At 61.0% G+C, this 23165-nt stretch carries 17 protein-coding genes, 1 tRNA gene and 2 pseudogenes; 4 read left to right on the forward strand and 16 right to left on the reverse strand.

All coding sequences use genetic code 11. The annotated features are described in order from the left end of the window. Positions 1-9: 9 nt before the first annotated feature. From ACVILL_RS23660 to ACVILL_RS23670, 3 genes are read right to left on the reverse strand one after another with little or no spacing between them, the layout of a single operon-like run. Positions 10-453: a GNAT family acetyltransferase gene (locus ACVILL_RS23660; RefSeq protein WP_456731230.1), complete on the reverse strand. Its 444-nt coding sequence runs from the start codon at positions 451-453 to the stop codon at positions 10-12. A gap of 14 nt (positions 454-467) precedes the next feature. Beyond that, positions 468-1895 (reverse strand): FAD-binding oxidoreductase, encoded by a 1428-nt coding sequence (locus ACVILL_RS23665; protein WP_456731231.1) that lies wholly within the window; start codon positions 1893-1895, stop codon positions 468-470. Between the two features lie 30 nt (positions 1896-1925). Next, positions 1926-2915, reverse strand: coding sequence for an L-threonylcarbamoyladenylate synthase (locus ACVILL_RS23670; protein WP_456731232.1), 990 nt, complete (start codon positions 2913-2915; stop codon positions 1926-1928). Positions 2916-2994: 79 nt separating this feature from the next. On the opposite strand from ACVILL_RS23670, the gene ACVILL_RS23675 reads away from it, so the two are divergent. Continuing rightward, positions 2995-3071: transfer RNA gene (locus ACVILL_RS23675), tRNA-Pro, on the forward strand. Between the two features lie 135 nt (positions 3072-3206). Here ACVILL_RS23675 and ACVILL_RS23680 read toward each other — a convergent pair. Together ACVILL_RS23680 and ACVILL_RS23685 are read right to left on the reverse strand one after the other, a co-directional pair. Next, positions 3207-3623 (reverse strand): annotated as a pseudogene (locus ACVILL_RS23680) (tyrosine-type recombinase/integrase); the annotation flags it as partial. A 163-nt stretch (positions 3624-3786) separates the two neighbouring features. Then, positions 3787-4293, reverse strand: coding sequence for a hypothetical protein (locus ACVILL_RS23685; protein ID WP_456731233.1), 507 nt, complete (start codon positions 4291-4293; stop codon positions 3787-3789). Positions 4294-4602: 309 nt separating this feature from the next. On the opposite strand from ACVILL_RS23685, the gene ACVILL_RS23690 reads away from it, so the two are divergent. After that, on the forward strand, positions 4603-5691 hold the full coding sequence (locus ACVILL_RS23690) for a M91 family zinc metallopeptidase (RefSeq protein WP_456731234.1): 1089 nt from the start codon (positions 4603-4605) through the stop codon (positions 5689-5691). A gap of 146 nt (positions 5692-5837) precedes the next feature. Here the strand turns inward: ACVILL_RS23690 and ACVILL_RS23695 are convergent, their stop codons facing one another. Further along, positions 5838-7220, reverse strand: a complete 1383-nt coding sequence (locus tag ACVILL_RS23695) for a hypothetical protein (protein ID WP_456731235.1) — start codon at positions 7218-7220, stop codon at positions 5838-5840. A 39-nt stretch (positions 7221-7259) separates the two neighbouring features. After that, a complete protein-coding gene (locus tag ACVILL_RS23700) occupies positions 7260-8201 on the reverse strand; it encodes a hypothetical protein (protein ID WP_456731236.1) in 942 nt (313 codons plus the stop codon). A gap of 62 nt (positions 8202-8263) precedes the next feature. On the opposite strand from ACVILL_RS23700, the gene ACVILL_RS23705 reads away from it, so the two are divergent. Continuing rightward, on the forward strand, positions 8264-8893 hold the full coding sequence (locus tag ACVILL_RS23705; protein WP_456731237.1) for a hypothetical protein: 630 nt from the start codon (positions 8264-8266) through the stop codon (positions 8891-8893). Positions 8894-8975: 82 nt separating this feature from the next. Here ACVILL_RS23705 and ACVILL_RS23710 read toward each other — a convergent pair whose 3' ends face one another. From ACVILL_RS23710 to ACVILL_RS23750, 9 genes are all read right to left on the reverse strand, one after another. After that, a complete protein-coding gene (locus ACVILL_RS23710) occupies positions 8976-10562 on the reverse strand; it encodes a methyltransferase regulatory domain-containing protein (RefSeq protein ID WP_456731238.1) in 1587 nt (528 codons plus the stop codon). A 5-nt stretch (positions 10563-10567) separates the two neighbouring features. Next, positions 10568-13204 (reverse strand): type VI secretion system ATPase TssH, encoded by a 2637-nt coding sequence (gene tssH, locus ACVILL_RS23715; protein ID WP_456731239.1) that lies wholly within the window; start codon positions 13202-13204, stop codon positions 10568-10570. A 100-nt stretch (positions 13205-13304) separates the two neighbouring features. Then, positions 13305-14369, reverse strand: coding sequence for a type VI secretion system baseplate subunit TssG (gene tssG, locus ACVILL_RS23720; protein ID WP_456734344.1), 1065 nt, complete (start codon positions 14367-14369; stop codon positions 13305-13307). Next, entirely contained in the window at positions 14333-16300 is a 1968-nt protein-coding gene (tssF, locus tag ACVILL_RS23725; RefSeq protein ID WP_456731240.1) for a type VI secretion system baseplate subunit TssF, read from the reverse strand. The genes tssG and tssF overlap by 37 nt, the downstream gene beginning before the upstream one ends. Position 16301: 1 nt before the next feature. Next, a complete protein-coding gene (tssE, locus tag ACVILL_RS23730; RefSeq protein WP_456731241.1) occupies positions 16302-16850 on the reverse strand; it encodes a type VI secretion system baseplate subunit TssE in 549 nt (182 codons plus the stop codon). A gap of 69 nt (positions 16851-16919) precedes the next feature. Next, complete coding sequence (locus ACVILL_RS23735) at positions 16920-17405, reverse strand: Hcp family type VI secretion system effector (protein WP_456731242.1); 486 nt, start codon at positions 17403-17405, stop codon at positions 16920-16922. A gap of 52 nt (positions 17406-17457) precedes the next feature. Then, positions 17458-18960: a type VI secretion system contractile sheath large subunit gene (gene tssC, locus ACVILL_RS23740; RefSeq protein WP_456731243.1), complete on the reverse strand. Its 1503-nt coding sequence runs from the start codon at positions 18958-18960 to the stop codon at positions 17458-17460. 16 nt (positions 18961-18976) lie between these two features. Then, complete coding sequence (tssB, locus tag ACVILL_RS23745; RefSeq protein ID WP_456731244.1) at positions 18977-19504, reverse strand: type VI secretion system contractile sheath small subunit; 528 nt, start codon at positions 19502-19504, stop codon at positions 18977-18979. Between the two features lie 122 nt (positions 19505-19626). Further along, on the reverse strand, positions 19627-20940 hold the full coding sequence (locus tag ACVILL_RS23750) for a type VI secretion system protein TssA (RefSeq protein WP_456731245.1): 1314 nt from the start codon (positions 20938-20940) through the stop codon (positions 19627-19629). A gap of 352 nt (positions 20941-21292) precedes the next feature. On the opposite strand from ACVILL_RS23750, the pseudogene ACVILL_RS23755 reads away from it, so the two are divergent. After that, positions 21293-23162: pseudogene (locus ACVILL_RS23755) on the forward strand (type VI secretion system Vgr family protein). Positions 23163-23165 lie beyond the last annotated feature (3 nt).

Below are 23165 nucleotides of genomic sequence, written 5' to 3' on the forward strand. Positions count from 1 at the left end.
TCAACTCGCTCACGGCGTCGCTTCGCGACCGTCGAGCCATTTGGCCAGCATCACCGAGGTCGATTCCTCGTAGCCGAGCGTTTGGTAGAATGCACTGGCCTTGGCGTTCTCCCGCCGCACCAGCAATTGCAGCTTCGGCACGCCGGCCTGACGCAGCCAGCCCTCGACCGCGGTCATCATGACGCGACCAAGTCCCTCGCCCTGGCGGTTGGGATCGACCGCGACGTAATAGACCCAGCCGCGATGGCCGTCATGGCCGACCATCGCGGTCGCCACGATCGCGCTTGCATCGCGGCCGACCAGCACCGCCGAATTCGGTCCGCGCCGCGCCAGCGCGATATCCGAGGTGGGATCGTTCCACGGCCGTGTCAGGCCGCAGGCCTGCCACAGCGCGACGACGTCGGCGACGTCGGCGTCGGTGATCGCTGCAATCGCGAGGGAAGGGGAGGGCATTGTCGCCTGCACGGTCACAGCACCTTGCCCGGGTTCATGATGCCGAGCGGATCGAGCATCGCCTTGACCTGCCGCATCAGCTCGATCGCGACCTTGTCCTTGACGTCGGGCAGTTCGTCGCGCTTCAGCACGCCGATGCCGTGCTCGGCCGAGATCGAGCCGCCCATCCGCAGCACGATCTCGAACACGACGGCGTTGACGTCGTGCCAGCGCGCCAGGAAATCGGCCGCATTGGCGCCGACCGGCTGGCTGACATTGTAGTGGATGTTGCCGTCGCCGAGATGGCCGAACGGCACCGGCCGCGCGCCCGGGATCAGCTTCACGACCGCGGCATTGGCTTCCGCGATGAAGGCGGGCACGGCGGCGACCGGCACCGAGATGTCGTGCTTGATCGAGCCGCCCTCCGGCTTCTGCGCCGCCGACATCTCGTCGCGCAGCTTCCAGAACGCCTGGCGCTGGCTCAGATTGGCGGCGATGACGGCGTCGTCGACGATGCCGTCGTCCATGCCCTGGGCGAGGATCGCCTCCAGCGTGTCGCGCGCATCGTCGCGCGACGACGACAATTCCATCAGCACGTACCAGGGGTGCTTGCTCTCGAGCGGATCGCGGATATCGATGCCGTGGCGGATCGAGAAGTCAACCGCGATGTCGGCGAGCAATTCGAAGCTGGTCAGGCTGCCAGCCGCCTCGTTGCGCGAGATCGACAGCAGCTTGAGCGCGGCCGCGGGCGACTTCAGGCCGACATAGGCGGTCTCGACCGCGCGCGGCCGCGGAAACAGTTTCAGCGTCGCCGCGGTGATGATGCCGAGCGTGCCCTCGGCACCGATGAACAGGTTGCGCAGGTCGTAGCCGGTGTTGTCCTTTTTCAGCTTCGACAGCGCGTTGAGCACACGGCCGTCGGCCAGTACGACCTCGAGCCCGATCGCCATCTCGCGCGCCACGCCGTAGGCGAGCGCCGCGGTGCCGCCGGCATTGGTCGAGAGGTTGCCGCCGATCGTGCAACTGCCTTCGGCGCCGAGCGACAGCGGAAACAGCCGATCGACCTCGGCTGCCTTCTGCTGCGCGATCTGCAGCACCACGCCGGCCTCGCAGGTCATGGTGTTGGATTCGACGTCGATGTCGCGGATCTTGTCCAGCCGCCGCAGCGACACCACGACCTCGCCATTGTGCGGGGTCTGGCCGCCGACCAGCCCGGTGTTGCCGCCCTGCGGCACCAGCGCGATCCTGTGCTCGGTCGCGAGCTTGCAGATCGCGGCGACTTCGGCGGTCGAGCCCGGGCGCAGCACCAGCGGCGAGCGGCCGTGGAACAGGTCGCGCTCCTCGGTGACGTAGGGCTCGATGTCGGCGGCGTCGGTCACGGCATATTTCGCACCGACGATGGCGCGGAATTTTTCGAGCAATTCGGGCGGAAGCGGCGGCGCCGCTGATTGGACGATGTTCATTTTTTCTTGGTCTTTCACGCGAGCAGGGATTTAACCCCGTCCAACGGCTGCGCGGCGCAACCGGTCATTGATGGCTTCGCCCAGCCCGTCCTCGGGGATGGGCATCACCGCAATAGCATCCGCGCTTCTCTTGTCGAGCGTGCGAAGGTAGCCGAACAGATTGGCGGCAGCCTCGGCGAGATCGCCGCGTTCGGACAGGTTCATCACCACCAGCGCACATTCGCGCCGTGCGACCTTGGCCGGCCCGAACGCGAGCAGGGCTTCGCCGACATGGACGTCGCTGGCATTGAGCCGGACCGGGGTCCGCGGCGCGTAATGCGAGGCCAGCATGCCGGGGGCGACCGGCTGACCGTCGGCCTCGGCGTCGTGCGGCGGCGACTGCAAGGGATGGCCGAGCACGCGCTCGATCTCGGCGCGGGTCAGCCCGCCCGGCCGCAGCAGCACCGGATCGGAGAAGCAGCCGACGATGGTTGATTCGACCCCGACCTCGACCGGGCCGCCGTCGACGATCAGGTCGATGCGGCCGGCGAGATCGCCATTCACATGCTCGGCGGTGGTCGGCGAGACATGGCCGGACAGATTGGCCGACGGTGCGACCACGGCACCGCCAAAGGCCTTGATGATGTCGCGCGCCACCTTGTGGGCCGGGATGCGTATCGCGACCGTGTCGAGCCCGGCGGTCGCGAGTTCCGCGACCGGGCAGGACAACGCCTTCGGCAGCACCAGGGTCAGCGGACCCGGCCAGAACGCTTCCGCAAGCCGCAGGGCCTGCCCGTCGAACAGGGCGATCCGGCGGGCGGCGCCGAGATCGGCGACATGGGCGATCAGCGGATTGAAGGCCGGCCGGCCCTTGGCCTCGTACAGCCGGGCGATCGCCCCCGCGTTGCCGGCATCGGCGCCGAGGCCGTAAACCGTCTCGGTCGGAAACGCGACCAGGCCGCCTTCGGCCAGGACCCCGGCGGCGGTCGCCGTGGCGGCGGCGCCGGCGGGCAGAACATGGGTTTTCAGGCCTGTATCCACTGTGACTAGAATCCTCAATTGGGTGCCTTGTGGTCCCTTGCGGTCCCCGAAACCCGACGCTATAAGCCCGGCTCTTAGTCGGAGTGTGGCTCAGCCCGGTAGAGCACTGCGTTCGGGACGCAGGGGTCGCAGGTTCGAATCCTGCCACTCCGACCAGATTTCCTTAGGTTTTTTGTTCTCATCGGTGGCCGTTCCCGAGTCAACCACCGATTTGACCACCGCAACATACCGCGCTTTTTGCCCAATGGCTGCCGCCGCCCCGTGCAAATGATCGGGATGGTGATGGCCATAGGTTTCCTGCAGGACCTCCGGGGACATGCCGAGGAACTTGGCCGCCTCCCAGATCGACACGCCGCGCTGCATCAACCAGGTCGCTGCCGCATGGCGCAACGTGTGCGGAGTGACTTTCCCGGGCAGCTTGGCCAGGTCCACGGCAGATTTGAAGCCCTTTTTCACGGAAGCGACCGGCTTGCCATCGAATTCGACGAAGCAGGTGCTCATCAGCATGCGGTCTTTCCAACGACGCATATGAGCCAGTAGCCGGGGCGGAAGCGGGGCTGGCGTCTGACGCTTCTTGGTTGCTCGCTTCCCGATCGGCCTCCGGTAAAAGATACCACGCTCGAGATCGACGTACGAGTGCCCAGCTTCGGGGTACGGTGATGCCGCCGCGATCGCACCCCGCCCGCGTGCCGGTGTGGCGCGACCCAACCTTGATGTTAAAAGCAGGGTGAAAGCACCCTTTAGCGGGCAACGTGCGCTGCTTCTTCACCCATCCAAGTATGCTGTTGAAATCGCACGAAATGCGAGCGCCTTCCGAGCGCACCCATAAAGCCCACAATACAGCCGCGCCGGGCCGGACCGGCGACTCCCACTAGAGTTTGATTCCTTCCATCGATTTTCTCAGCTCGTCGGCCGATTGTTTGGCGAGAGCGCCGCCTTGCACGCTGACCCATGTCTCTGGCCACGCCTTCTTAATTCTTGAGATCGTGTGCCCGCCTAGTTTCGGGGGTGGGACCGTGCCGCTGCTATCGATGACGAGTGTCCCTATGAAGACGTCATCGTTGCTATGTGCGCAATTCGAAAGGCCGATGCAATGGACGAGTTCGTGCACCAGGATATGGAGCCGCATTGCCTGGCCAGCGTCAGCGCGGCCGACTTTCGGAGTTGCAGGCACTCGCAGCTTCACTGAACTCATCGAAGGGCCACTACGCGAGTCGACGATGGTCTGCACGGCGCTGCCGTGGAGGCCGGAACCCGGATACGTTTCGGCCACGATCGGGCTGCCAGCTGCACCGTCAGCCTTTTTGAACGCCAGATAGATGCCGTTCTGCTTGAGAAGCTCGTTGATCGTCGTGATCGCTGTATCGAGATCATTCACCCAAACGCTTGGAGTGAAACTTGGTCCAGGGAATATCTTTAGCTCACCCGTGCGCCGGACCCGTTCGGGCCAAGGCGTAATCTCCGGTTCCGTACACGCCACGATGCGGCCCCCGTAGAAGGTCGAGACAGGTCCTCGAGATATGTCTCGTCCCTGTTCAAATCGGTTCAACCGGCGTGGAACCGCGTCGCTACCCCTCACGGTCGTGTGTTCGTGAGCGGACGAACCGTTCGCATCTGCTTTGCGACTATTCAGCGTAGTGTCTCGGCGGACCATCGCGTGGCCGAATGCATAGTGTGGAGAGTTGCCATGGCCAACGATGTTGATCTTACGGAGCTGGACTACGATTTTTTAGGTTTTACCTTTCAGCAGAACGAGCAGTATAAAAAGTTCAACAAATATATCGATAAGCATGCATCGCCGCTCGAGGCTTCGATGTTGCAGTGGGATCTAGGCGATCCCGTGGTAGATGAAGGACTGCCGAACAGCATTCTCATAGCCTTCCGAAGCATGGGATCGTGGATGGTGGTGAACCATGAGAGTGCCGACACCCATGCCGGAAAATTTGATGCGCTGAAGCAGAAATACTTGGCGGCCAAGAACAGCTACAGGCGTCAGATTGTCGATCTCCTGAAACAAATACAAAGCCACCCGACTGGCCGGGCCTTGCTTGACGAATTCGGCACCAGCAAACCGTCGTTCGCGAGAATCCGCCCATATAACCTGGATGACGCCAACGCACTGACGGTGGCCGACGACCTTGATCAACAGCAATATATTATTGCCCGCGGTGCCCGCCTTACTGCCGATCCAAAGAAAAAGGAAATGTTCAAAGTCGTCGGGAAAGGCGGAGGCGCAAATTGTGATGTCCTGTTTTCGCCCGAGAAAGCAGAGCTTCTTCGAAAGAAATTCAAGAAGGCTCACCATGGCCATGCCCCCGCAATGGCAACTGACGAGGTGCTGTACCACGAACTCGTTCACGCCTCACGAATGATATCGGGCGTGATGAACTTTGCCCCAGCAGACCATTGGTACCAGGATTCTGAAGAGTACCTCGCAGTCATTTTGACGAACATATACGTGTCCGATAAGGGCGGGCCTCCGCTTTTCAGGGCGTTCTATGCGCCGACCGAAGGCCCCTATAAAGGCAAGGATCCTGCGCCCGATGATGCGTTGTGGGAAGCGGCCGTCTTCCTTGACAATCCGCAGAACACATCTCCATCGCCCGTGCAGATAATCGAGCGGTTCAGGCTCAGCCAGCCCGACCTGTACTGGAGGCTCGCTCGTCTGCCACCCATGGGCGGGTTGGTAAGGAAGTACAATTGGATTTACTGGTACGACCAGATCCGGATCAAAGGACGGACGCTTGCGCGCAGGCCGATGGTTGGTCGACCGTGAAGAAGTTTCCAGCGAAACCGCAATGTCACCGCTCTCCGGGCCGCCATGTTGACGGTGGGTTCATGGCCAAGGTCTTGTTGTCGGCTGGGCAGCGTTGGGACGGTTGGAAAGCGTCTCGGTAGCCGGCGAATGCCGGCGAGCGCCGCTTACGCCTTGGCAGCAACGTAGCCGTAATAATTCATCAGAAAATCCGCAAGGGGCAGGGGCTTCAGAGCCCCGCCTTTGCTCGGGTGCGGGATCGCGTAATCTCCCTTGCCCCAGGTGAAGATCGTTGTCGTCACGTTTCCGTTCGACACTTGAATCTTGTCGCGTAAGACGACCCAGTGCCGCGTGAGCACGGAACCTTCGTCAGACTGGTCGTCATATTCGATCATGTTGGCGCTTATGAAAAGGCATACGCGGTATCCGCCGGCGAGCAGGGCGTTGGCTTCCATGACGTTGTCGATGCCCTTGCTGAATTTCAGATTGGTCTCCTCCCGCACGTCCTGGTATCCCGCCTTCCGGAACCATTGCTCCATTTCGCTCGGCACGGTGATTCCAGCGACATCGCTTATTCTGCCGGTGTCGTCAAAATCGAGGAACCAATTTTCGGAGTCGCGGATGGAGGCGCATGTCAGCCAATCGACGTGGTCCAACGAATAGGGCGGCGTGTAGTTCTTTACGTCCTTTCCCGGCTTGATCAGCAGGCGGCCGAGGCTCGCTTGCCCCTTCTGATACAGGTCGATGGCGAACCGCGCATACTGCCCCGGCTTGTCGGATGCGTAGCTGAACATCAGCGCGGACGGTCCGCACAGGCTTGCCTGATCCTGATCGATGAGGCTCGGCTTCGCAACACGCCTGAGAATGCCTATCCCGACGCGGTGCGGATCGAGCTTCGGAAAGAACGTAGTCCTCGTGTTCTTCAGGAAATCGCAGACCATCTCCGCGGCGAGTTTCTTCTGATCCGAATTGAGGTCGTACGGTCCAACCCCAAGCCACTTCTTCTTTTCGTCGCCGACGAAGAGCGTGATGAGCTTTTTTGAAGTTGGCGAGAGCGTTCTGGAGGTGCTCGCAATGGTCGTCAGATCGTCCAGCTCGAATGCAGTAACCGTGCCGTCCGCGACGGTCGCCCTGATGATGTCAACCACTTCCGCGTAATCTAGCTTTGAATCGTCGATCAAACCCTTGCGGAGTGCGGCATCGACGGATGGGGTCGTGATTCCATCCCACTGGCCCTTTGGAGAGGGAGGCTTGGCGGCCGCCTTCGTCGAAAGGTCGACGAGCCTGCTGAAAGTTGGCCCGCCAGGTCGAATATAGCCGTCAGGGGTGCCCGCGAAGTTCTTTTGCTGGAAAAACAGAATGGAGGTGTAGAGGCTGTCGCTGGCATGACCTGTCACGACCATTTGCGGCTTGAGTGTGCTCTCCGCACCCCCGTCGGAAATGGCGATCTTGTTGAGCAGCGAGATGACCAGCTCCTGGTCTTGCTTCCAGTTCTGGCAGCTGCGACCCGTCGTCGCAAACCGACCGACCTTGTCTTTCAACTGCGGCATATCGCCTCCCAGATCCGGACCGCAGAACTACGAACCGCGTCAGCGTGTGCCTCTCGGTTTGGAGCCAAGCAAATCGTGCGTTCCACTGACGCTCAACGTTCCCGAGCACTCGAAGCCTCCGAAAATTCCGCAGGACCCGGTGACGGTGACGCGTAGGTCCTTGCGCTGATATAGGTCGACCGATATGCCAAATCGCGAAAAGTCATTGGCGCTGTTCGGCAGGATCAGGTCGATGTGATCGATTGCCCAGCGAGGCAAATGGGGGTTGCTCTTCCAGAACAGTTCGTTGACCGCGTGATGCCCGAAATTCGGTCCGACCGTGAGGGCGCCGTCTGCGCCTTCGAACACGAAGCCTGTCTCGTCGATGTGAACGTTGACCCGATCAGGCGCTACTGCGAAATGGAGCGACGTGATGTCTTGGGGCTGGGGGTCCTTGCCGAACTGCGCACTATAGTCGTCGCTCCATTGGCCTCTGCCGCGCCCAAGCCCGAAGCCGTGCCGGCCCGGGAGGTCTCGCGTTGAAAGTGGCCTGTCGGATAGCTTCGGACGCCAGATCTCTCGAAATCCCTTGCCGATCGTGGCTGCCATCGACAGATCAAGGGCCCAATGCGACGGTTTCTCCGGGCTCTTGCCTTCGGCGAAGGCATCAAATCCGTCCGACGTCTTGGCAATGCGCAGCGTCTTGATCAGGTCTTCCCAATCCTTGGGCAGGAAGGTGACGCCGTCGAGCGTGCTCGTCGCGGCCGCCACGCCGTACTTCTCCAATTGACGTCGGATATACGCCTTTTCGTCATAAAGGCGGACATTGGGATTCGGTCCCGCGAAATATTTCGACAGATCGATCTGCGGCCGAAGCATGCTTAGCCGCGCCGCGATCTTCCGGTAGGTGTCGGTCGTGGTCGGGTCGGTGGTCGTCACGAGGCCGCGCTCCGGGTCGGAGTCTATCTCCAATTGGTCTAGCCCCGACGTGGTCGGGTTCAATGAACCTCTCAACTGGAAGTGCCGACAACGATCCATGGAGCAGTCAGGACAAGGACGATCCGATGTCATTGCGAAGCAGGGTGCTAGACGTACTCCACGGCCCGGCCGTCGCGCGCATTCGCTTCCGGTTTCCGATCCGTGGCAGCCACGTGACGATTGCGCCGCAAACGTTCCATCACGTCGCACGCGCGATCCGGTTGGGACAGGTCACCGTCGGGATTCCGACCGATCTCGCGGCAGGCGTTGCGGCGCAATATAATGATGTCGCGCGAACCCGGGCGGACGGCACGGCCGTTGCGGCGAATACGCTGGAAGTCGTGTCGGCGACGGGAAGGCTGGACGAGGCCTATATCGTTCACGAGGCCTTGCATGCGGCTTACGACCTGTTGCGCACCGGCCTTGACGGCAATGCGGAGGAGGCGTCCGCGTATGTCTGCACAGCGCTTTACTGCCGCATGACGGGCCTACCGCGACCCCGCTGGGCGAATGGCCCGATCTACGCGAATGCCGCGGAGGTCGCCCGAACGCTGCTGTCGCAATATCAGAAGGGTGATCCCGGGATTCCTTGGGTCGGCGAGCATGAGTGGCGGATGCTGCGCGCCGGTGTAGGCCTCGATCCGGTCTATGCCGGCGGACCGGGCGGCATTCTCACTGGTTGGCTCCTTGGCCAGCAATACACCCACGATGGCTAATCGCCGGGGCTGACGTCCGCGCCGCAACATGATAGGCCGGCTCCTTGCCGTCCATCTTTGCCGAGGTCGACAGTTGCAGGTCTCAGGAAACTAGCAAACCCAACTTGCCGACCGTCGCCAGCGAACGGCCAACGCTTTGTCGGGTCGACAGCAGTAACGGCTCGGCGGGCCGCCCGGCATCGTCGATCTGCTTGACCTCGATGGTCGGTCCAAAGGCTTCGATCATTTCGGCCGTGATCTGCTCGATCGTCCGAGAGCCGTCGAGCAACTGCAGGAAGTGCCGCGTCCTGTCGTCCTCCAATTGCACCGTCTGGTGGAGCAGATTAGTGACCAGCGGGCCGGTCTGCGCCTGTTTGCGGGCGAGCAGGCTCGCGTGCGGCCGATCCATGACTTCTGTCACGAGAAAGGGCGGTGATTTCAGAAAGGAGACCTCTCCACTGCGAGTCAGGATATAGAGCGCTTCCGTTAATTTCCGTTGGTCGTCGCCTGTTTGCCGGCCCTCCAGCAGCGACCGGGCGCCATCGAGCAGTTCAGTGAACGAGAGTGCGCGCGGCCAGGCCCGGCCGAGACAAAGATGTGCAGCCTTCAGGAGCGGATCGGTCACCGTGATTCGGCTCCCGTTCTGATTTTCAAACTCCATCTCGGAATCGTCGGTGAGGCAGGCGTCGGATCGGCGTGGGCTGGAGGTGCCTAGCAGATAGAATCCGGTGACGAAGTCGAGGTCGACCCGGCGGTCAAGAGAGATGTCCTGGTGGCAGAGCAACGTACGCCGAAAGCCGTTGCCGTCAATGAAGTCCTGATACTGGTCGCGCGCCATGAATTCGCTTTCGGGAAAGCGCTGCAGCGTGGCGCGGACCTCCTCGGTATAGCCGGCAAGATGGCGTCGTGAGAAATCGGCATCGCTCAGATACTGCAGGCCGTGTCGGCCGGCATCTTCGACGACTTCGTGCAAAAGGAAGGCTGTCGCACCCTGATCCAGATCGTCGTGAAAAAGCAATTCGTCCGGAGCATTGAGGACGCGGTGACACTGATCGCGCATGACCGCGCCGTGCACCGAGCTGGACTTTGACCCTTCGCTGAGAAATTTCACGATGGCGCGGGCTTGTCCAACTTTCTCCTTCATCCCGGTGATGCTTCGGGTGTGGTAGCGCATCATGTCGCGGACCATGTCGCGAAGATGCGAGAACGGATGCGCGTTATAGCTGACGTAGCAGAGCCCCTGCGGTGCCAAATTCCGCTTGAAGATGGTCATCATCTTCTCGCGCACGATCGGCGGCACCCATGAATACACGCCATGGGCGATGATGTAGTCGAACTGTCCGAAGGCCGCGTCGACATCCATGATGTCGCAATGTAGAAGCCTGATGTTGCTCAGGCCCAATGCGGCGATGTTTCTCTGCCCACGCTCGATCGTCACACCGCTCAGGTCGATACCGATGAATTCGCTGTCCGGATACTGGAATGCCATCGGCAACAGATTGCCGCCAACGCCGCAGCCGAGCTCCAGAACCCGGCAGTGCTCGACTGGAGCCGGCCGCATGCCGTAGACGGTCGCGATCGTTGCCAGATGGTTCGGGTGAGTGAGCCCGTAGACATGCCCGGGATAATACACCTCATCGTATGGTGTGGCTCCGGTGGCCGGCTGGCGGTGCTCGGTCTGGATGTTCATCGCAGTCAGTTCCACGAGTATGCAAACTTGTCGTTCACGATCGAGACGTGCGTCTGTTTGACTTCCTCCTTGGCGAGAGACTTCCTGAGGAATTCACGCGACAGTTCGGGCAACAGCGTGTTGGTGATGATGTTATCGATCATCCGCCCGCCGGAGTCCGGATCGTTGCAACGGGATACGATGTGCTGGACAACCGCATCGTCATAGCCGAAGGCGGCCTTGTGATTGTCGCGGAGACGCTGTCCGATCCGGTCGAGCTGCAAGCTGACGATGCCCGCAAGCATCTCGTCTGAAAGCGGAAAGTAGGGGATCGAGACAATGCGCCCAAGCAACGCGGCAGGGAACACCTTCAGCAGCTCCGGCCGCAGCAGCTTGGCCAGCTCCTCCGGCTCGTTGCGATACTTTGGATCGCGCGCCAGGCCCATGATGAGATCGGTGCCGACGTTCGTGGTCAGAATGATCAATGTGTTCTTGAAGTCGATTCGCCGGCCGTTACCGTCTTCCATGACGCCCTTGTCGAACACCTGGAAGAATATCTCATGGACGTCGGGATGGGCCTTCTCCACCTCGTCGAGCAGGATAACGCTGTAGGGCTTGCGCCGGACCGCTTCGGTGAGCCGACCGCCTTCACCATATCCGACATAGCCCGGAGGTGCTCCTTTCAAGGTCGAGACCGTATGGGCCTCCTGGAACTCCGACATGTTGATCGTAATCATGTTCTGCTCGCCGCCATAAAGGGTTTCAGCAAGCGCGAGCGCGGTTTCCGTCTTGCCCACGCCCGACGGTCCGGCCAGCATGAAAACGCCAATCGGCTTGGACGGATTGTCCAACTTGGCGCGGCTGGTCTCGATTCTCTTGGCAATCATTGTCAGCCCGTGAGACTGGCCGACGACGCGGCGATTGAGAATTTCGGGTAGCTTCAAGACGGTCTCGATTTCGTCACGCATCATTCTGCCGGTCGGAATGCCGGTCCAGTCGGACACGACAGAGGCCACCGACTGCTGGTCGACATGGGCATAGATCATCCGCTTTTCCGGATTGATGCCCTCCAGTGTCTCGAACTTGCCGCGCAGCTCCATGCGTTTCGCTGCTCGATCTTCGTCGCCGTTCTCGGAGAGAATTTCGCGAATGCTGCGGATGTCCTTGACGAGCTCCTGTTCCCTGGCCCAGTCGGCCTCAAGACCGGTCAGCTTGTCCTTTAGCGTAGCTATGTCGCCGTCGACCGCGGCAATGCGCTCGCTGTTCTCGTCCCCGAGGTCGCCGTCGCTGACCAGCGCTGATCGTTCGGCCTCGTGAGCCGCAATGGCGACGCGAGCATCCTCGATCAGGGCTGGCGTCGCGCTTTGACTGATGGCTACCCGCGCCGAGGCTGTGTCCAGCAGGCTGACCGCCTTGTCCGGCAGCTGTCGGGATGGAATGTAGCGATGCGACAGGTTGACTGCGGTCACGATCGCGGCGTCCGAAATCCGAACGCCGTGGTGCTTCTCCATTGGACCCAGGAGGCCGCGCAGCATGATGCAACAGGTCTCGACATCCGGCTCGTCGACCTGGATCGGCTGAAAGCGCCGTGTGAGTGCAGGGTCTTTTTCGATGTATTGGCGATACTCTGCCCAGGTGGTCGCGGCGATGGTACGCAGCGTGCCGCGGGCGAGGGGAGGCTTAAGGAGATTGGCCGCGTCGCCGGTTCCGGCCGTGCCACCGGCCCCGATCAGCGTGTGAGCTTCGTCAATGAACAGGATAATCGGGGTGGGAGAATTCTGTACCTCGTCGATCACCGAGCGCAGGCGCTGCTCGAATTCACCCTTCATCGAGGCGCCGGCCTGCATCAGGCCGATATCCAGCGCGCAGAGCCTGACGTTGCGCAGTGGCGGCGGCACCTCGCCGGCAGCAATGCGCTGAGCAAATCCCTCGACCACGGCGGTCTTGCCGACGCCGGCCTCGCCGGTGAGGATCGGATTGTTTTGCCGTCGGCGCATCAGCACGTCGATCAATTGGCGGATTTCGTCGTCTCGACCGAGGATTGGATCCATCTCGCCCGATCTGGCTTTGGCGGTGAGATCCTGCGAGAACCTGTCGAGCGGCGTCGTTCCCTTGGGATTTGCCCGGTCTGCACCGTCAGAGGCGGCACCGGCCAATCCAGAGCCGTCCATCGGACGCATGGTCTCTTCCTCGGAGCCTGCCCAGACGGCGCGGTGCTCGGCTGCCAATGCGTCTACGTTTATCTTGGCGAATTCCTGCGAGATGCTGTTGAGCGCACGACGGATCTCATTCGATTTCAGTCCGGCGACCAGGAGATGGCCGGTGCGGATCTGAGTCTCGCCGAAGAACAGCGTGGCGTAGTGCCAGCCGCGGTCGAGAATATCGATCACCGAATTGGCGACCCCGGGCATGTCGGTTTCGTTCTTGCGGAAGCCGTTGATCACGCCTGCGAGGTCCGACAGCAGCCGCGCGCGGTCCAGCTTGTAGTGATCCACCGACAGGCTGAGGTCGGTTCGCTCCTGTTGCAGGATGTGAAACAGCCAGTGTGCGAGCTCGACGTTGCGGTTGCTCGCGCTTTTGGCGTGACGCAGGGCTTGTATGAAGGCGTCGTAGCCAGCGCGGTTCAGCTTTCCAGTCACGGCCTCAAGGCTGATGTCGGTCACGGTGGAGCCTCCTGCTCAATCCCCCGGGGGCGATACCCTGCTCATCGTGGAAATTGGCGCGAATTCCATGATGTTAGGACAATCGGGCCGGTGCATAGGTTCAAATGGGCGGGGCGTCTGTCGCGGTGCTTCGCCGGGCTCTCAGACGCTCGGCAAGGTGAAAGCGAGCATCGCGGCGGTATTCCTCGGTCGAGGCCCAGTTCGGTGAGACCCAGCTGGTCCACCCAAGGCGTCCGCTCTGTCCCAGCTTGGTCGGGACGACCGCTCCCGCCGGAATGGCGAGTTCCACCTCCCACTCGAGTTCGTCGCCGATATAGAAGTAGACGGCGTCAGCCAGCGGCTCGGACAGGTTAGGCACTTCGGTGGGCAGGAACTGCTCGTATTGAGCGAAATCCCTCACGAAAACGCGAACCCTGATCTTGTCTTCGACGCTGAACACCCGCGAGCCCAGAAGCGCGTCGTGGCCGAGCCTGGCGTGCGCCGTGCCGAGGCGGCTGCAATAGTTCGCGTCGAACGGGAGCCAGGTGCCCACAAATTCGTCGATCTCGACCCTGACATCGAACAGCCCCTGCAGCAGCCGGGCCAGTCGCGACGCGGATTTCGCCCTGGGTGAGACCAGCCCAGCGAAGCTGAGCTTCGCCATGTCCCGTACCGTGTCGCGATTGGCAAAGACGTCGGAGCCGAGGCCGGCAAAGGAGCCGACATAGGCGATGAAGCGGTCATCTGATGGCCTGTCATGCTGTGCGATCGGCCGTGCGTCCGCCCAGGCACGAAAGAACAATTGTAGAAAGCGTCCATTGAGAAGGTCGAGAAAGCGCGGAAAAGCATCGTCTCGCATCAACTGCCAGCCGACGCTCTCATCGGTGGTGGCCAGCGGCAGTGCGCCCTGCGGTCCGAGCAAGCCGAGGAATTTGACCAGGATCCTGAGCCTGCCATCGCGGTCTTCGACCGAGCTCAGATTGGAAGCGGGGAATTCCAGATAGGGGGTTTGGCCCAGCTCAACAAATTCCTCGCGACGCACGGCACTGTCGCCGATCCGCGGCTGATCCGGATTGGATCGCTCGAGCTGGCGGAGCGTCTGGAAAAAATCGAATCGCCAAGGCTCGGCCTTCATCTGGTCGATCAGCGTCACAGCGGCCTCCGGGTGCCCATGCGGCCCGGCCAGCGCATGATCTCGCCGCGTTCCGAAGTCGAGATGACGGTTTGGGTGAAGGTGTTGAAGCCCGAATAGTCGGCGAAGAAGCGCTCCAGCACAGCCCCGAGCAGGAACACGCCACTGCCTTCGAATGCCTTCTCGTCGAGAGTGACGGTGATCTCCAGCCCACGCGCTGCGCCACTGCCGGTACGCTCTCGCACCCGTCGCACCACGGGCCTGCTCTCGACGCTGCGAACGCCGCGAATCTTTCGTTCCGTAGCGTCGTCGAACTGGTCGGCGAACAGTGACAGCATCTCCCGCAGTGCTCCGGCATTCTTGCCGCCGCTGCGTTCCACGAGGCCGAGATAGTTCAGGCTCAGCATGTTGATCAGGCGCCAGCTGACAACGCCGCTGTTGGCGATTTCGCTGCGACTGCGCAACTGCGCCACCACCGGCTCGCGTGGCCGAGTGGGACCGGCTATGCACATTAGATCGAGCGAGGTGTCATCCAACAGGCGAAAGTCGGCTCCGCCCTGGCCGACCGGCAGATGTTCCGTGAGATGCCGGTTTGAGCACAACGCCCGGACGCTCAACTCGGCGGCGGATCTGTCGCCGCTCAGGTCGCCAGGTTCGAGCAGCGAAAGGAACATGTCCGTCCCGGTGTAGTCCGAGGCCGCGCCATATGTCTTTTCCTCGACGGTGCGGCGCCTCGGTAGCCGACGAACCGTAAAATAAAGTCCCTCGACCGATGCGGCCGTCCGGTCGACTGCGGCGGAGTAAAGCGGACGCACGTGCCGCTTGTCCTTTTCTGCAGGAAAGTGCGCGTATACCTCCAGCACCTGGTGCGGCTCGTATTCGAGATAGCGGCTTCGGTCGGGCACCACGTGGTATTCGTGCGTATTCGATTTGACAGGGATGCGATCGGTGGTTTTCTCGAACAGGTTGATTGCCGGGGCAGTGTAGAGACTGAAAGTCTCTGCCCGGACGGAGGCAGCAAGCCGAGAGTTGTGCTCATCGAACGCGAAGACGACATCGATTGACTTGCTGCGCAGCCGCGGCATCACAGCGCGAAGTCCCGTCAGATTGATGCCGAGGAACTTGCGCGGAAACACGAAATATTCCCGCAACAACTCCGAGCCGCGAAAGACCCGGTTATCGTTGGGAAACAGGGATTCGTCCTCGCCGAAGCCGACTTGTTGCACGCAGTCGTTCGGAGCCCGGATGACGACCGGATCACCGAAATCGTCGAGATAGCGAAAATAGACGCTGACGCAGTTCGAAATCAGCTGTTCGTAGAGCGCGATAGCGTCAGATTCGGCGCCGGTCAGATAGATGGGCAATTCGCTGGTGCGGCAGCCCGCGAACCAGGTTTCCGGCTTGTTGCGAGCCTCCGCGTCTGCCGGCTCTTCGTCGAGCCGCGCGGCGGTACGGTGGGTCATCGAGAGCCTGAGCCCCGCAATGACCTCTCCGCCGACTGGAATCCCGAGGGCCTGCAATGCGCCCGAGGTCACAAAATATTCGGCACCGGTGACGTCAAAGGGCCAAAGCACGATATCGCGGCAAAGCCTGAATCGGCAGGCGAGGCTCCGTTCCCTTTCGCGGTAGCTTGCATCGAAGTAGGCGCCCCGCGCGATTTTCCTCCCGTCGCGCAATGCCGGATCGGCATAGGGGGGCTGTGCCTTGACCAGCATGGCTGATGGAGTTGGCGCGAGATAGTTCGGAACCAGCTGTTCGAGCAGGTTTGCCGTGAATTCCGGAAATTCGTGTTTGAGCTTGAGCTGAACGCGGGCGGCGAGGAACGCGGCGCCTTCGAGCAGGCCCGAAATCATTGGATCCGAGCGATCGCGGATCAGCCCGCCGAGGCGCTCCGCGATGCCAGGATATTCGTCGGCGAAGTCTTCCGCGTGCTCGTACAGCAGCGACAGTTCACGGTTGTAGAAGTCGAGGAACTCGCGATCCATGTTATAGTCGATTGATCTGTATATCGCCGCTGTCGAGGTCGACGTCCGCGATGAATTCCACGGGCACGTTGAGCGGCTCGCACTTCAGGTCGGATTGCACGACAAAGCGCAGCTTGAGCTGTTCGGGGCCTACGGAGCTGTCGCGCCGCACCCGTATGGACTTGCGATCGAGCCGCGGCTCGTACGTCGTGAGCGATATGCGCAGGGCGTCGCTGAGCTCTTCGTCGGTGACTTCGTCGATCGAACGGTTTGCGATGTCGGGAAAACCATAGTTTAAAATCGAGGTGCGAACGCAGCCTTGGCCAGTCAGGTCGAGCGTCGATTCGAGGGCGATAGTATTAAGGAGCGTTTCAACGTCATGCGAAACCTCCCGCCTTAGCAACGTCTCCGAGATCGGGAAACGACCAGTGCTGCGCCGTCCCGCTATCACTCGCTCACCGTACTGATCGCGCAGTTCGAGTGGCTTGCGCGCATCACGAGCGTCGTAAGCCGCACGAAAGGCGAGCATCAATGGCGGAGAGAGCCGATCCTTCTTTGGCGCAACAGTCATTGACAATCCCCTGTACCGCCGGCGCTGATTGCCATTGCTGGCAACCGGCGCCGGACAGGATGCTTACGATCAGGCCCATTCCTTGTTTGCCGGAACGTCCCAGCCGAAGGTCGGCGATGCGCCGGCGCCGCCCTTTTCCGTCTGGGTCTTGTAGATCATCTTCACCTTCGCGAAGTTCAAGCTCACGTTCTCGGTGAGACGATCTTCGCCATGCGATCCGCCGGTCGATACGCTGGAGACCAGCACGTGCTTCATCTCGATCTTGAGATACTCCAGCGGATTTTCACCGGCCTTGCGGACGGTGAGGATCGCGGTATCGATGTGCTTGCCATTGGCGCAGACTTTGAACAGTTCAGGCGTGGCTTTGTCCACGAAGTGCGTGAAGTGGAGATCCTGAACGTTGACCTTGCCGGCGCCGCCGCCCGACCCGCTGTGGAAGGTGCCGCTCTGGCTCTCGCCAAACGACCAGCTCAAAATGTCGATTTCGTCCTTGTGTTTGTCGTCGAGCGATTCGCCCTTGATCGGATCAAGCTTCAGAAAGATGTCGACAGCCATAGCATGGCCCTTTCAAAAAAACTGGATGGGTGACGGTTGCGATAACGCGGCGTCAGGAGCTCGGGCCTGGAAGGCGCGAAACAAGGCTGAGACCGACGTCCATCGCTTCCAATTGAAAGTGTGGACGGAGAAAGAAGCGCGCGTTGTAGTATCCCGGGTTCTCCTCGTTTGCTATGACTTCCACCTTCGCAGCGGCCAGCGGCTTGCGCGCTTTCTGCGCCTCCGACGACAAGGCTGGATTGGCATCAACGTACTCGTTGATCCAGGTTTGCAGCCAGACCGTCAGCTCATCCTTTTCCTTCATGGATCCGATCTTGTCGCGAACCATGCATTTCAGGTAGTGCGCAAAGCGGGACACTGCGAACATGTAAGGCAGACGTGACGACAGGTTGTCGGATGCGGTTGCGTCCACACCCTTCTCGCCGAAGTATTTTTTCGGCTTGTAGAGCGACTGGGCACCGATGAAGGCGGCCTTGTCGGTATTCTTGCGGTGGATCAGCGGGATGAGGCCCGCCTTTGCAAGCTCGTGCTCGCGACGATCGCTGATCGCGATCTCGGTGGGGCATTTCAGGTCGACGCCACCGTCGTCGGTCGGGAACGTATGCGTCGGCAGGTTGATGACCTCGCCGCCCGACTGCACGCCGCGGATGCGCGTGCACCAGCCGAACTCCTTGAAGGCGCGGTTGATGTTCACTGCCATCGCATAAGCGGCGTTGATCCAGCCGTATTTGTCACCGGTGTGTCCGTCCGTCTCCTCTTCGAAGGCGAATTCTTCCACGGGCTCTGATTTGGCACCGTAGGGCAGGCGGCCCAGCGCACGCGGCATGCAAAGGCCGAGATAGCGCGAGTCGTCCTGATCGCGGAGTCCCTTCCATGCGGCGTATTCCGGCGTGTCGAACACCTTGCCGATGTCGCGAGGATTGGACAGTTCGGTCCAGGAGTCCATTCCCATCAGCGTAGGTTCGGCGCCGCTGAAGAAGGGGGCATGCGCGGCGCCGGCGATCTTGCTGAGATCGCGAAGCAGCTGCACGTCGGTCGGGAGGTGGCTGAAATAGTAGTCGCCGATCAGGCAGCCGAACGGCTCGCCGCCGAGCTGGCCGAATTCGTACTCGTAGATCTGCTTGAACAGGGGGCTCTGATCCCAGCGCGCATCGGGATAAAGCCGCAGGTTCCGATACAGCTCGGTCTTGGAGACGTTCATCACCCGGATCTTGAGGTTGGCGTCGGTCTCGGAATTGAAGACGAGGTAATGGAGGCCGCGCCAGGCGCTCTCGATCGCCTGGAATTCGGGTGCGTGCAGGATCTCGTTCATCTGCGCGGTCAGCTTCTGATCGATCCGCGCGATCATCTCCTCGATGGTGTCGAGCACGTCCGACTTGATGACGCTGGTGTCCTTGAGCGCCTCTTGAACGAGCGTGGACACCGCGTTCTCGACTTCGGTTGCCGCACGTTCGGTGCGCGGCTTGAAGCTTTGCTTCAGCAGGGCAGCAAACTCGTCAGCCTCGACGGTCCCGACCTGGGTGGTGGTCTCTTTATGGGTTGCTTCCTTGGCCATGGTCCCCATCCTTCCCTTAGCTGTTGGTGTCGGGTTCGGTGGACTGGCTGGCCGCGCGCTCGCGCAGTGCGGCCATCAGTTGAGGATCGGCGAGGAGTTTCTTCAGCTGGTCCTCGGCGCCCACCTTGCCGTCCATGTAGCGCAGCAGGTTGGCGAGTTGTTCGCGTGCCTGGAGCAGCGTGGCCGTCGCGGGTACCTGGCGGGCGACCGCCACGGGTGTGAAGTCCGACATCTTATTGAAGCGGAGGTTGACGGAGATCTTTTCGTCAGACCCATCGCTGAGACGATTGGCGACACGTGCCGTCACGCCGGGCTGGATCGCCGCCATGCGGTTGTCGAAATTGTCCATGTCGAACTCGAGGAACTTGCGCTCCTCGACCTTCGCCTTTTCGACGCCGGGGTTGTTGCCGGAAAGATCGGACAAGACGCCCATGACGAACGGCAATTCGATCAAGCGCTCGGCATCATACGGATCTTCATAAGTGATGTGCACGCGCGGTGCGCGGTTCCGGCGAATGAATTTTTGACCGCTATCGGTTGCCATTGGATGCCCTCTTCAAAAAATCTCTGCGGAAGCCGACTTGCGCGACGGAGGCAGGGAAGTGCCTTGGTCTTCGTCGGCGGGCTTCCTTCTGTTTGGTTAGTCCCGTCGAACGGAAGGCGGGTTCAATTCGATTTGTCGATCACCTTCAGAGCGCCCTCGGGCAGGACTTCGTTCAGCAGGCTGAGGAAGTCTCGCTGCGCGAGTTCGCGTGCGCGATCGACCAGGAACGGGATCGGGCTGGACGGCTCTGCGGTCCGGAAGAACGATGCAACCTTGCTCAGCAAGTCCAACGCCTGCGCTCTATTTTCTGCTGTAAAACCAGCATCTTGCGTGTCGCTTTCCGTTGCCGCCGGGAGCGCTGCCGCCAATTCCGCCATGCGCTGGATCGGCAGGTCGAAAACCTTGTCACGACCGATATTGATGGCCGCGCTCTCGACCTGGTCGGGCATCAGCATCCGCATCACTTCGATAAACGATTTGCCAACCATGTCCTGTGCCTGCCGCACCAGCAGCAGCGCCGGGCTCGACGGTTCCTTCCGCGCGAAATAGTCGGCAGCGGCCGCTAGCGCCGCAGATGCCTGTCCTGGCGAGGTCACCGCGCCGACGATTTCGATCGCAAGCTGCGGGCCGTCTCGAGCAGTCTCGTCCGGGGATGGAGCAATTGCGGCCGGATCGCGTGCGGTGACCAGAGCCGCGAGCCAGTTGGCCATGCCATTCGCGACACCCGCCACCCTGTCGAGACTGATGGGTTGCCCCGAGTTCAACTTTTCGTGCCAAACCGATTTGATGTCGGCGATCTCGGCCGCGACCGCGGAACAGCGGGCGCTGACCGCCTTCAGGGTGTCGAGATCGGTCTCGCCGACAATACGCTCGATGGTTGCAAGATCGGGAATCTCGACATCGGCGTCAGCGGCGGGAATTTCGCCCTTGGCAATCTGATAGGCACGGTAGTTGAGGCTGCCGTGCCTGCGGTTTTCGATCAGGGGAAGGAATTGGAGCGGGTTGATCACCGTCGGAAACACGTCGATGGCCTCGACGGTGACGGCGCGAAAAGCATAGTCGCCGTCCTCGCCTCTCGGGTGAACCGATTCCCATTGTTCGCGCAGCAACAGGGTGGTCGCTTTCAGGCAGCTGAGAAAGCCGTCGAGATCGCGGTTCAAGATGGAGAATTTGGCGAGCAGCATGGTCAGGCGCAGATCGCGGGTGCGTGCCAAGAGCGGCTGTGCGGCGGCGAACTGGCCGGCAATGTCGATGGCCTTTGGGTCGAAGCGTCCGCGTTCTCCGTTGGCGTTGACGACCTCGAAATACGACATTGGAAGCAGCGATTCCGCACCTGCGAAGAAATTGAGGTACTGGACATCCCCGGCCGCATCGAGGTCAGGCCCGCAAGGATCGTCCGGGGCTATGGGCTGGGTCAGGGATGTAACATCGAGCATGCCAAGATGGTCCGTCTGCGGGGCCCTGGCCCCCTTTGCCAAGTCCGTCACTAGCGGCGGATCAGGCGGGGATCATGATCCGATCGTCTGTTAGGTCAGATCAACGATGACCTCGGTTCATTCCCGGCGGCCACGACCGTTTCGCGTGAACCAACAAGCTCTTGGAGCCGACTACATGAGTGCCGGGATGTTCCATCGGGCGCGAGCTTTGGCGCGTCAGGAGAGGGCTACACCGGGCAGGCTGGCCGGTCGTCCCACCGATGGCTGGCTCGGATCTCAGTTGTTTCGTGCTTGACGACCTGATGCGCCCGTTGCGCGGATCGTGCGGTCAACGAAGGAGTTTAACGCCCACATGGGCCAGCTTACCCAGGATACCCGCCTTTGCGAGCTCAAGACCCCCCTTGGCAAGGACGTTCTGGTTTTTGTCAGGTTCGAGGCCTCTGAAGGTCTGAGCGAACTTTTCGAATATCGTATCGAATGCCTCAGCGAGGACGCCGATCTCGACTTTGATCGTGCGATCGGCCAGCAGTGCACGCTCACCATCAAGTTGCACGGGAAGGAGCGCGAGTTCAGCGGCATCCTCACGGAAGCGCAGTGGCTTGGGGTCAGGAACGACTATTTCAGCTACCGGATCGTGCTGAGGCCCTGGTTATGGCTACTGTCGCGCACTACCGATTGCAGGATTTTTCAGGACAAGAAGGCGCCCGACATCATCAAGGAGGTCTTCAACGAACGTGGCTTCACGGATTATGAGTCCAAGCTTACCGAAGAAGGCTCATGTCCAAAGCTCGAGTATTGCGTTCAATATCGCGAGAGCGATCTGGATTTCGTATGCCGTCTGATGGAGCAGCACGGCATCTACTACTTCTTCAAGCATGAGGGTGGCAAGCATACGCTGGTGCTGGCTGACTCCAAGTCCTCGCACAGCCCAATCAACGGTCTCGCAAAGATCCCCTATGTCCCGCTGACCGGATCCGACCGCCGCGAGGAGCAGCATATTTATGAATGGGTTTCCGAGCGCCGGTTTCGCACCGGAAAGTTCGAGCTCAACGACTACAACTACCAGAAACCCAACGCGCAGATGATCAGCGACGCCAAGGGCGCCGAGCACTACACGCGATCCGAGATGGAATTCTACGACTATCCCGGCAAGTTCAAGGAGAAATCCGAGGGCGAGCGATACGCCAAGATCCAGCTTCAGGCCGAGCAGGCGATGGATCGGCGCCGCCGCGGCAACGGCGACGCCGTCAATCTGTTCCCCGGCGGACTAACCAAGCTCGAGAAGCATTCGAAAGACTCGCAGAACGTTGAATATCTCGTCGTACGAGCAGCTCACTCGTTTTCCATCGAGTCCTACCGCACTGGCGGTCCCGGCGACGGTGGACAGCACGTCTACTTCGGCAGCTATGAATTTCTGCCAAGCGATCGGCCGTTTCGATCTCCCATGATGACGCCGAAGCCGAGGATCAATGGTATCCAGACGGCCAAGGTCGTCACCAAGGACGACAATTCGAGCGAGGAAATCGACGTCGAATCGTTGGGCGAAATCTACGTTCGCTTTTTCTGGGATCGAAAGAAGAAGCGGTCGTGCCGGTTGCGCGTGGCCCAGGTCTGGTCCGGCAAGCGCTGGGGCGGTCAGATCATCCCGCGCGTCGGGCAGGAAGTCGTCGTGGAATTCCTGGAAGGAGACCCCGACCGGCCCTTGGTTTATCGGTACGGTGTATAACGATGAATACAAGCTGCCCTACGATCTGCCGTCCAAGAAGACAATCGCGGGATTGAAGTCCGACTCGACCAAGGGAGGGGGCGGTTACAACGAATGGAACTTTGAGGACAAGAAAGGGTCCGAGAAGATCACCCTGCACGCCGAAAAGGACTACGACGTCACGGTCCGCGACACCGAGACCAGGACCATCGGTGAAGCCGCGTTCGGCGGCGATACCCGCAAGACCACACTCAAGAACGGCAACGACAAGCTCGATATCGAATTGGGTGGTCAGCACATCAAGCTGGCGATGGATCAGTCCGTCAATGCAGGGCTGAGCATCACGCTTACGGCCAATGTCAACATCACCCTCCAGGTTGGTCCCAGCCAGATCATCCTGTCCCCCGCCGGAATCGTCATCAACGCACCGACCATCACCATGACCGCGCAGGCCGCCATGGCGCTCGCGGCCGGCGGCCCGTTGGTTGCCCACGGCACACCAACCATTGTCGGCTGACGG

Source organism: Bradyrhizobium sp. USDA 3364 (assembly GCF_054056355.1).

Bases quoted from the DNA above. Each gene is read 5' to 3' on its own strand.
- ACVILL_RS23660 (WP_456731230.1), bottom strand. From the start codon at position 453: ATGCCCTCCCCTTCCCTCGCGATTGCAGCGATCACCGACGCCGACGTC.
- ACVILL_RS23665 (WP_456731231.1), bottom strand. From the start codon at position 1,895: ATGAACATCGTCCAATCAGCGGCGCCGCCGCTTCCGCCCGAATTGCTC.
- ACVILL_RS23690 (WP_456731234.1), top strand. From the start codon at position 4,603: ATGGCCAACGATGTTGATCTTACGGAGCTGGACTACGATTTTTTAGGT.
- ACVILL_RS23695 (WP_456731235.1), bottom strand. From the start codon at position 7,220: ATGCCGCAGTTGAAAGACAAGGTCGGTCGGTTTGCGACGACGGGTCGC.
- ACVILL_RS23705 (WP_456731237.1), top strand. From the start codon at position 8,264: ATGTCATTGCGAAGCAGGGTGCTAGACGTACTCCACGGCCCGGCCGTC.
- ACVILL_RS23710 (WP_456731238.1), bottom strand. From the start codon at position 10,562: ATGAACATCCAGACCGAGCACCGCCAGCCGGCCACCGGAGCCACACCA.
- tssF (WP_456731240.1), bottom strand. From the start codon at position 16,300: ATGGATCGCGAGTTCCTCGACTTCTACAACCGTGAACTGTCGCTGCTG.
- tssE (WP_456731241.1), bottom strand. From the start codon at position 16,850: ATGACTGTTGCGCCAAAGAAGGATCGGCTCTCTCCGCCATTGATGCTC.
- ACVILL_RS23735 (WP_456731242.1), bottom strand. From the start codon at position 17,405: ATGGCTGTCGACATCTTTCTGAAGCTTGATCCGATCAAGGGCGAATCG.
- tssC (WP_456731243.1), bottom strand. From the start codon at position 18,960: ATGGCCAAGGAAGCAACCCATAAAGAGACCACCACCCAGGTCGGGACC.
- tssB (WP_456731244.1), bottom strand. From the start codon at position 19,504: ATGGCAACCGATAGCGGTCAAAAATTCATTCGCCGGAACCGCGCACCG.
- ACVILL_RS23750 (WP_456731245.1), bottom strand. From the start codon at position 20,940: ATGCTCGATGTTACATCCCTGACCCAGCCCATAGCCCCGGACGATCCT.